At 72.4% G+C, this 8,239-nt stretch carries 8 protein-coding genes and 1 pseudogene; 6 read left to right on the top strand and 3 right to left on the bottom strand.

The genetic code is table 11. The features are described 5' to 3' along the window. A partial coding sequence (locus D7W79_RS34650; RefSeq protein WP_147442195.1) for a transposase occupies positions 1–210 on the top strand: 210 nt, incomplete at its 5' end. A gap of 33 nt (positions 211–243) precedes the next feature. Here D7W79_RS34650 and D7W79_RS34645 read toward each other — a convergent pair. Beyond that, positions 244–453: pseudogene (locus tag D7W79_RS34645) on the bottom strand (SDR family oxidoreductase); the annotation flags it as partial. A gap of 153 nt (positions 454–606) precedes the next feature. Here D7W79_RS34645 and D7W79_RS34640 point away from each other — a divergent pair. Continuing rightward, positions 607–1,449, top strand: a complete 843-nt coding sequence (locus tag D7W79_RS34640; RefSeq protein WP_120529603.1) for an AraC family transcriptional regulator — start codon at positions 607–609, stop codon at positions 1,447–1,449. Positions 1,450–1,457: 8 nt separating this feature from the next. On the opposite strand, the gene D7W79_RS34635 is transcribed toward D7W79_RS34640, so the two are convergent. Then, positions 1,458–1,850, bottom strand: a complete 393-nt coding sequence (locus D7W79_RS34635) for a VOC family protein (RefSeq protein WP_120529602.1) — start codon at positions 1,848–1,850, stop codon at positions 1,458–1,460. A gap of 5 nt (positions 1,851–1,855) precedes the next feature. Continuing rightward, positions 1,856–3,970 (bottom strand): M3 family metallopeptidase, encoded by a 2,115-nt coding sequence (locus D7W79_RS34630; RefSeq protein ID WP_439099261.1) that lies wholly within the window; start codon positions 3,968–3,970, stop codon positions 1,856–1,858. 64 nt (positions 3,971–4,034) lie between these two features. On the opposite strand from D7W79_RS34630, the gene D7W79_RS34625 reads away from it, so the two are divergent. The 4 genes from D7W79_RS34625 to D7W79_RS34610 all read left to right on the top strand — a co-directional run. Continuing rightward, complete coding sequence (locus D7W79_RS34625) at positions 4,035–4,502, top strand: Lrp/AsnC family transcriptional regulator (RefSeq protein WP_120529601.1); 468 nt, start codon at positions 4,035–4,037, stop codon at positions 4,500–4,502. 247 nt (positions 4,503–4,749) lie between these two features. Next, on the top strand, positions 4,750–5,946 hold the full coding sequence (locus tag D7W79_RS34620; protein WP_158617127.1) for a TolC family protein: 1,197 nt from the start codon (positions 4,750–4,752) through the stop codon (positions 5,944–5,946). Beyond that, positions 5,936–7,009, top strand: coding sequence for an efflux RND transporter periplasmic adaptor subunit (locus D7W79_RS34615; RefSeq protein WP_120529599.1), 1,074 nt, complete (start codon positions 5,936–5,938; stop codon positions 7,007–7,009). The genes D7W79_RS34620 and D7W79_RS34615 overlap by 11 nt, the downstream gene beginning before the upstream one ends. Further along, positions 7,006–8,239: efflux RND transporter permease subunit (locus D7W79_RS34610; RefSeq protein ID WP_147442194.1), on the top strand; the 1,234-nt coding region annotated here is incomplete at its 3' end. The genes D7W79_RS34615 and D7W79_RS34610, both read left to right, overlap by 4 nt.

The following is an 8,239-nucleotide window of genomic DNA, read 5'->3' as shown; positions in this document are numbered from 1 at the left end:
CGCGAACATGGGGTGCACGCCATCATCCCCACTCGCTCGGACCAGCCCCGGCAGCGCGCCTTCCGGCGCGCGGCCTACCGCAAGCGCTGCCGGGTGGAGTGTCTCTTCAATCGCTTGAAGCAGAACCTGCGGGTGGCGACGCGCTATGAGAAGCGCGCCGCCAACTACCTGGCGATGGTCCATATCGCCTCCATCCGCCTCTGGCTCTAATTTGCGGACACGCCCTAGGCGGACGAGCCCGGCCACGTCCTCGCGCCGTGTCACGTCCGTCCGTGCACGAAGGGCTTGCCCGCCTGCCTTCGTGATGCGCTCCACCAGCGGCTCCAGTCGCTCCTGCCTGCGCGCGCCGAGGACGACCTTCGCCTCGCGCTCGGCGAGCAGCAGCGCCGCCGCCTCGCCGATGCCGCTGCTTGCTCCGGTGATGGCAATGACCTTGTCCTGGATGCCTGTCATGACGCCTTCCTGCCCGGCGGAGTGAGGGGGATGGCCGGGATTCCGATTCACAGGCGTACCCGGTCGGAGCCACGCCGGGCTTGGACGTTGTTGTCATGCCGTGCAGGTCCACTTCGCCCGGTCCAGGCGGGAGGCCGGCGTTAGGATCCCACCGTGCCCGCTCTCCCTCGCGCCGTCCTGGATGGCCCGCTGTCCGTCCAGACCTTCCTGTTTCCGGTGCTGCCGGGCGTCCACCTGGTGCGCTTCAGGACCGATGGGCGGCTGTTGCGCTCCGTGAAGGAACGCTTCTCGGTGACGCTGACGCAGCGGGGCCGCTCGGAGTGGTGGGGACGCGGCAAGGTCCACTCCTCCACGCCCCGGACGGTCGACCTCAAGCAGCCAGGCGAAGTGCACCGGGACCTGCGCCGCGATGGTCCCGCCCGGTTCCAGTCGGTGGCCTTCGACGCATCACTCGTCGCCGAGGCCCGCGAGGCCCTGGGGGCTCCGGCCTCCGCCCGCCTTCGCCACCTCCAGCTCGAACGGGAGCAGCCCACTGCGTCCGCCTTCGTGCGCCTCCACGCCGTGCTGGATGCGAGCCTGGTGGGACGCTCCAACGCGCTGGAGCTCCAGACGGCTCTGGCCGAAGCCCTCGCCGCCCTGGTGGACTGTCTGGGGCACCCGGACGCGCTGGAGCGGCGCTACCGCTGGCCTGTCCGGCGCGTGGTGGAGGCGCTGCACGAGGCCATCCCGGAGGGCATCACGCTGGAGTCGCTGGCCCGTCAGGTGGGCTGGAACCGCTTCCACCTGTGCCGCGCCTTCCGCGAGGAATTGGGCATGCCTCCCCACGCGTACCTCACGCACCTGCGCATCTCGCGGGCCCGGCGGCTGCTGTCACAGGGGCAGACGCCCGCGGAGGTCGCGCTCCAGGTCGGGCTCTATGACCAGAGCCTGCTCAACCGGCACTTCAAGCGCATCGTCGGCATCACGCCGGGGCAGTTCGTGCGCGCCGTGCAGTGAGGCGGCCTTCATCTCCCTTGAGGCTGTCGGAAGACCGCTTCGATGTTGTTGCCGTCCGGGTCGAGCACGAAGGCGGCGTAGTAACCGGCGGGATAGCCTGTTTCGACGCCGCGCAGCCCGGGCGCGCCGTTGTCGGTTCCTCCCGCCGCCACCGCGGCCGCGTGGAAGGCCTCGACCTGGGCGCGGCTCGTGGCGGCGAAGGCCGTGTGTTGCTTCACGCTGTGGGGATGGAAGCGGTCGATCCAGAAGATGGGGTACTCCCGGCCGTAGCCAATGCCATCCGCTCCGGTGTCCGCGGGAAGCTGCATGGCGCGGCGGAGGCCAAGCGCCCCCAGCGCCGCGTCGTAGAAGCGGGCCGAACGGGCGACGTCAGCGACTCCGATGCCTGTGTGGTCGAGCATGGGCTTCAGTCTACGGGCACGAAGCCGCGCTCGCGCATCAGGGCGTCGAGGCTCGCGTCCTTTCCACGAAACAGCCGGTAGCCCTCGAACGGATCCACGGTGTTGCCCACCGACAGGACGTGCTCGCGCAGCCGCGCGGCCACCTTCGCATCGTAGGCGCCGCCGCCTTCCTGGAAGGCCTCGAAGGCGTCCGCCGCCAGCATGTCCGCCCAGAGGTAACGGTAGTAGCCGGCCGCGTACGCGTTGCTGGCGAAGACGTGCCCGAAGTGGGGCATGCGGAAGCGCATTCCGACCTCCGCGGGTGCGCCGAGCTGGCGGAGCACGTCGCGCTCGAACGCGTCCGGGTCGATGCGCTTCGCGCCCGCCAGGTGCAGCTTCATCTCCACCAGCGCGGAGGTCAGGAAGTCGACGGTGTAGAAGCCCTGGTTGAACGTCGCCGCCTTCTGGATGCGGGCCACGAGCGCCTGGGGCATGGGCTGGCCCGTCGCGTGGTGCACCGCGAAGCGGCTCAGCACCTCCGGCGTGGAAAGCCAGTGCTCGAACAGCTTGGAGGGGAACTCCGAGTAGTCGCTCACCACGCGGCTGCCGCCGAGCGCGGGGTACGTTACGTCTCCGCTCAGCGTGTGCAAGGCGTGGCCGAACTCGTGGAACAGCGTCTGTGCGTCGCGCCAGCCCAGCAGCGCGGGGCTTCCGGCCGCAGGCTTCACGAAGGGCATGCTGATGGTCACCAGGGCCGGCACCTCGCCCCGGAAGCGCTCCTGGACGCGGTACGTCTCCGTCTGCCCGCCGTTGTACTTGCCCTCCCTCGCGTAGGGGTCGAAGTACAGCAGCCCCCGCTCCCGGCCGCTCTCGCGCTCCTTCACCGCGAAGACGCGCACGTCCGGGTGGAGGACGGGCACGTCCGGCGCGGGCGTGAAGGTGAAGCCGAAGAGCTCGCCCGCCACCCAGAACATGCCCTCGCGCAGGGTCTCCAGCTGGAGGTAGGGCTTCACCTCGCTGTCGTCGAAGTCATACGCCTGCTTGCGCACCTTCTCCGCGTAGTAGCGGTAGTCCCACGGGGCGATGGGCTCCTGCTGGCCCTGGCTCCGGGCAATGGCAGCCATCGCGGCGACCTCTTCGCGCACGCGCGCGACGGCGGGCTTCCACAGCGTCTCCAGCAGTTGCATGGCGCGTTCAGGCGTCTTCACCATGGCGTAGGTGAGTTGCCGGTGCGCGTGGGTGGGAAAGCCCATGAGCTTCGCTGCCTCCGCGCGCGCCGCGAGGATCCGCGTGATGACGGCGTTGTTGTCATGCGCGTCGCCGTGGTCGCCCCGGCTGTCGTAGTTGCGCCACACCTTCTCGCGCAGCGCCCGCCGCTCCGAGTACGTGAGGAAGTCCGCCACCACCGAGCGGGTGTTGGCCACGGCCCACTTCCCCGGCTGTCCGCGCGCGGTGGCCTCGGCCGCGGCGGCCTTCCTCAGCGGCTCCGGCAGGCCCGCGAGGTCCGCCTCGTTCTCCAGGAGGGTGTAGCGCTGCTCGTCGGCGAGCACGTTCTGGTTGAACGTCGTGTAGAGCGTGGCGAGCCGCTGGTTGAGCGCGGCCAGGCGCTTCGAGCCCGCCGCGTCCAGCAGGGCGCCCGAGCGCACGAAGTCGTCGTAGTAGTACGCCACGACACGCTGTTGCTCCGGCGTCAGCTTCGCCTTCGCGGCCGAGTCCCGGACCGCCTTGACGCGGCGGAAGAGCTTCCGGTTCTGGGACTGCTCATCCCAGAACGCCGCCAGCCGGGGCGCCATCTGGCGTTCCACGGCCTGGTACTCCGGTGAGCTCACGAACGAGGACCACGCATTGTAGACCTCGTAGACGCGGTTGAACGCGCGGCCCGAGTCCTCCAGCGCGGCGACGGTGTTCTCGAACGTGGGCGCCTCCTTCGCGTCCGCGATGGCGGCGAGCTCGCCCCGTGCCTGCGTCATCGCGGCCTCGAGCGCCGGCGCGAAGTCCGCCACCCGCACGCGGTCGAAAGGCGGGACGCCCCCATGAGGACCCGACCAGGGCGCGAGCAGGAGTTCCGGCGACGGCGCAGGGCCCGCGAAGGCCGTGCCCGCCAGGAGGAGAAGGCATGCTGCGATTCCGTGTCGTGGCATGCGGACAGAATACGGGTCAGGATTGAGCGGCATCCATCGAATGGAATTCGCCCGGGAGCCTCGAATGGCCGCACTCGACCGAATCGATCGCGAGATTCTGGAGGCCCTCCAGAACAATGCACGGCTGTCCAACAAGGAGCTGGCCGCGAGGGTGGGGCTGGCCCCCTCGTCGTGCCTCGCGCGGGTGAAGCGGCTGGAGACGGACGGAGTCATCCAGTCCTATCGAGCGGACCTGGATGCGCGCTCGCTGGGGCTGGGGCTCCAGGCGCTCATCGCCGTGCAGCTGCGGCTCCACGTGGGAGAGGCCTTCGGCAGCATCGGTGACCACCTGCGCTCGCTGCCGGAGACGGTGGCCGTCTACTGCCTGGGCGGGACGACGGACTTCCTGGTGCACGTCGTGTGTCGGGACACGGAGCACCTGCGCGTGCTCACCATCCAGTCCTTCACCAGCCGTCCGGAGGTGAGCCGCATCGAGACGTCGCTGGTGTTCTCCTTCACGCGCTTGGGGCTGCCGGTCGACCGGGGGGCCTGAGCGTCACGGTGCGCCGTCCCCACCGGGCGCATGAAATCCGCCTGGGGGACGGATGAGGCCTTTCTCATGCGCTCACGGCCACATGCCCGCTGCGGCAAGATGCGTCGTGGCCGTGCCGGGACGGAAAGCGCCGCCTGGCTGACACGTCCACCGACCTCGGGGCAGCGCGCCGCATGCCCCGGAACGCGCGGCCCGCGTCGATGATGGCTGTCGGGAGGGCTGACCTTCGATGTGGCACGGGAATGCAATGCCTTCCAGGGTCATCACCCTGCTGTTGCTGTGGGGCGGCAGCGCGCTGGGGGAGCCGCTCACGCTGCGCTCGGCGCTCCTCGAAGCCACGAGTCAGGCTCCGGCGCTCGCACAGGCCCGGGCGCGGGAAGCCGTGGCCCGCGGGGAAGAAGAGCTCGCCCGGACCTTCTCTCCGTTGACCCTGTCCGTGGGGGGCGGGGGAAATGATCCCCGGTGGACCGTGGGGCTGACCCAGCGGCTCCCGGCCCCGGGCGCCCGGGCGGCGCGGGTGCTCGCCGCGGAGTTGACGGCCCGCGGTGCCGCGGACGAGCGCCGCGCGAGCGAGGCCACGGCCCGGGCGGATGCGCGGCGTGCCTACTTCTCCCTGGTGCGCGCCCGCCAGCTCCTGGAGACCTCCGCACGCGCACTGGCGCTCGCGCGCGAGTCGGAGGCCGCCGCGGTGCTGCTCTTCGAAACCGGCGCGGCCCCGGAGCTGGACCTGCTCCAGGCCCGCATCGCGAGGGGCTCCGCCGAAGTCCAATGGCTGACCCGCCAGGGGGAGATCACCGCCGCCACGGCGGCGCTGGCCCTGCTGTTGGGCCGGCCACCGGGTGCGGCGCTGGAGCCGGTGGACGAACCCCCGCCCGCCCTGCCTTCACTGGAGGCCGTGCTGGCCGTGGGCGCGCGGTCCCCTGCCGCCGAGGCACGTCAGGGCGAGGTGTCTGCGGCCGAGGCCACCCTGCGGGCGTCACGGCGGGAGCGGTGGCCCACCCCCACGGTGGGGGTCTCCGTGGAAGCGGACGGCCCCGGGGGACGCAGCACGTATCTTCGCGGCGCGCTCGACCTGGACCTCTTCCTCCCCGGCCTGGGACGCGGAGAGACGGTCCGCGCCGCGGCCTCGCTGGAGCTCGCGCGCGCCCGCCAGAACGAGGAGCGGCGTTCCCGGTGGACGGAGCTCGTCTCCAGCCATGCGCGCCTGTCCGCCGCGCTGGCGGGACTCGCGCGCTACGCGGAGGAGATCCTGCCCGCCGTGGAGAAGACGGAGGGCATGGCCCTGGAGTCCTATCGCGTGGGCCGCAGTCCCCGGGTGGCGCTCAACGCCGCGCTCCAGACGGCCACGGAGATGCGAACGCAGGCCATCGAAGCCGCCTTCGCCGCCCAGTCCGCGTTCGCGGACCTCGAACTCGCCGCCGGGGTCCCTCTTGATGAGCCCTAGATTCGCGCTGCTCGCCTGCCTCTGCGCCTGCGGCGTGGGCTGCCAGCGGACGCCGCCCGAAGAAGCCGCGCCGCCCCTTCCGCGCGTCCGTGTCGCCGCCGTGGCTCCGGGGCAGGCCGTGCGCGGTCTGCGCGTCGCGGGCCTGCTGGCGGCGCCGCCCGGGCGCGAGGTCCGGCTCTCACCGCTGGTGCCCGGTCGGCTGTCGCTGCTGCGCGTGGCGGAAGGGGACCGGGTGCGAGCGGGCGAGGTCCTGGCCCAGGTGGACACGCTCAGCGCCACCGCCGAGCTCCAGCAGGCGGAGGCCTCCCTGAGCGAAGCCACCTCGGCGCTCGAGGCCGCGAAGGAGAAGCGGGCGCGCACGGACGTCCTCGCTGAACACGGAGTCGCGGCCCGTCAGGACGCGGAGCAGGACCGGAGCGCGGAGGCCGCCGCCCGCGCCGCCGAGGCCCGGGCCCGGAGCGCCCTGGAGCTGGCCCGGCGTGGCGTGGGGCGCACCTCGCTGCAGGCCCCCTTCGACGGCGTCGTGACCGCCATCGGGGTGAGGCAGGGCGAAAGGGTGGAGGGCGCGAACCCGCCCGTGGTCCAGGTCTCCGCGACGGATCCGCTGGAGCTGCGCGCGTACGTCACCCAGCAGGAGGCCGCGGCGGTCCAACCCGGTCAACGCGCGACCCTCACCGTGGACGGGCTGGACGGGGAGCGCGAGGGCGAGGTCGCCGCGGTGTCCCCTTCCGTGGATCCGCAGAGCGGCAACGTGCTGATCCGCCTGCGCTTCGCCAACCCGCGCGGGGAGCTGCGCCTGGGCGCGACCGCGCGAGCCCAGGTCGTCGTGGCGTCGCTGGGCAGCGCGCTGACCGTGCCGTCATCGGCGCTCCTGCCCCAGGAGGATGGAGGCCTCGCGGTCGCGCGGCTCGGGGACGGGCGGGTCCACCGGGTGCCGGTCCACGTCGTCTCCGAGGACGAGGGCGCGGCCGTCGTCCAGGGGCCGCTCGCGGTGGGCGAGCCCGTCGTCGTGGAAGGGGGCTACTCCCTGCCGGATGACGCCGGGGTGGAGGTCCTGCGGTGACGTGGCTGACGCTGCTGCGGCGCAACGCGCCCGGGGTGGTGGTGCTGCTGGCGGCGCTGACGCTGGCGGGAGTGCTCGGCGCGACCCGGTTGCCCGGGGGGCTCTACCCGGAGGTGAAGTTCCCGCGAATCATCGTCGCCGCGACGCTGAATGGCGCCAGCGCGCGGACCCTGCGGCTGTCCGTGACCGGCCCGGTGGAGGAGGCGCTGTCCACCGTCATCGGCGTGCGGCAGGTGCGCTCCCGGACCATCCGCGCGGCCGCGGAGATCTCGCTCTGGTTCGATTCGAACACGGACATGGAGCGGGCCCTGGGACTCGTCAATGCCCGGCTCGCGGAGGTGCGGAACGCACTGCCCCCGGACACGACGCTCCTCGCCGAACGGCTCACCCCCTCGTCCTTTCCCATCCAGACGCTCGCCGTCACCGGGACGGCGGACCCCGCCCGGCTGCGCGAGTTCGCCCTGCGGACGCTGCGCCCTGGCCTGGCGGGCCTCGCGGGCGTGGGGCGCGTGGACGTGGTCGGCGGCGACGTGCGCGAGCTCGGCATCACCGTGGACGCGCAGCGGCTGGAGCAGGCGAAGCTGGACCTGCCCACGCTCGCCACGCAGGTGGGCAGCGCGCTCCTGCTCGAGCCGGCGGGCCGCGTGGACGTGCACTACCAACAGGCGCTGGTGGTGGTCCAGGGACCGGTGGGCTCTCCGGAGCGGTTGGCGGCGCTCGTGGTGGGCGGGACGCCCGAGGCGCCCGTGCGGTTGGGCGACGTCGCGCGGATCCAGGAGGGGCATGCGGACCGGCTCTCCCTGACGTACGCGAACGGCCGGCCCGCGGTGCTCGTCAACGTGGGCCGGCGGCCGGGGGCGGACGCCATCGCCCTGGCGCGAGAGGTCCACGCGGAGCTCGAACGGGTGCGGGCGGGGCTGCCGCCGGGCATCGACGTCGAGCTCTCCTATGATCAGGCCGGGCTCATCGCGCGGTCCGTGGCCCACGTGCGGGACGAGGTCATCCTCGGCGGCCTGCTCACGCTCGCGGTCGTGGGCCTCTTCCTGCGCTCCTGGCGGGCCATGACGGCCGCGGCGGTGGTGCTCCCTGCCACCCTGGCGATGACCTTTGGTGCGCTCTGGCTCACGGGCGGGACGCTCAACCTCATGTCGCTGGGCGGGCTGGCGGTGGCCATCGGGTTGGTGGTGGACGACGCCGTGGTCGTGGTGGAGGCGGTGTACCGCCGGGTGG

The organism is Corallococcus exercitus, assembly GCF_003611585.1.
GTDB lineage: Bacteria > Myxococcota > Myxococcia > Myxococcales > Myxococcaceae > Corallococcus > Corallococcus exercitus.
Note: the sequence above shows the minus strand (reverse complement) of the source record. Positions and strands in the feature narration are given on the sequence as shown.

Bases quoted from the DNA above. Each gene is read 5' to 3' on its own strand.
- D7W79_RS34620 (WP_158617127.1), top strand. From the start codon at position 4,750: ATGCCTTCCAGGGTCATCACCCTGCTGTTGCTGTGGGGCGGCAGCGCG.
- D7W79_RS34615 (WP_120529599.1), top strand. From the start codon at position 5,936: ATGAGCCCTAGATTCGCGCTGCTCGCCTGCCTCTGCGCCTGCGGCGTG.
- D7W79_RS34635 (WP_120529602.1), bottom strand. From the start codon at position 1,850: ATGCTCGACCACACAGGCATCGGAGTCGCTGACGTCGCCCGTTCGGCC.
- D7W79_RS34630 (WP_439099261.1), bottom strand. From the start codon at position 3,970: ATGCCACGACACGGAATCGCAGCATGCCTTCTCCTCCTGGCGGGCACG.
- D7W79_RS34625 (WP_120529601.1), top strand. From the start codon at position 4,035: ATGGCCGCACTCGACCGAATCGATCGCGAGATTCTGGAGGCCCTCCAG.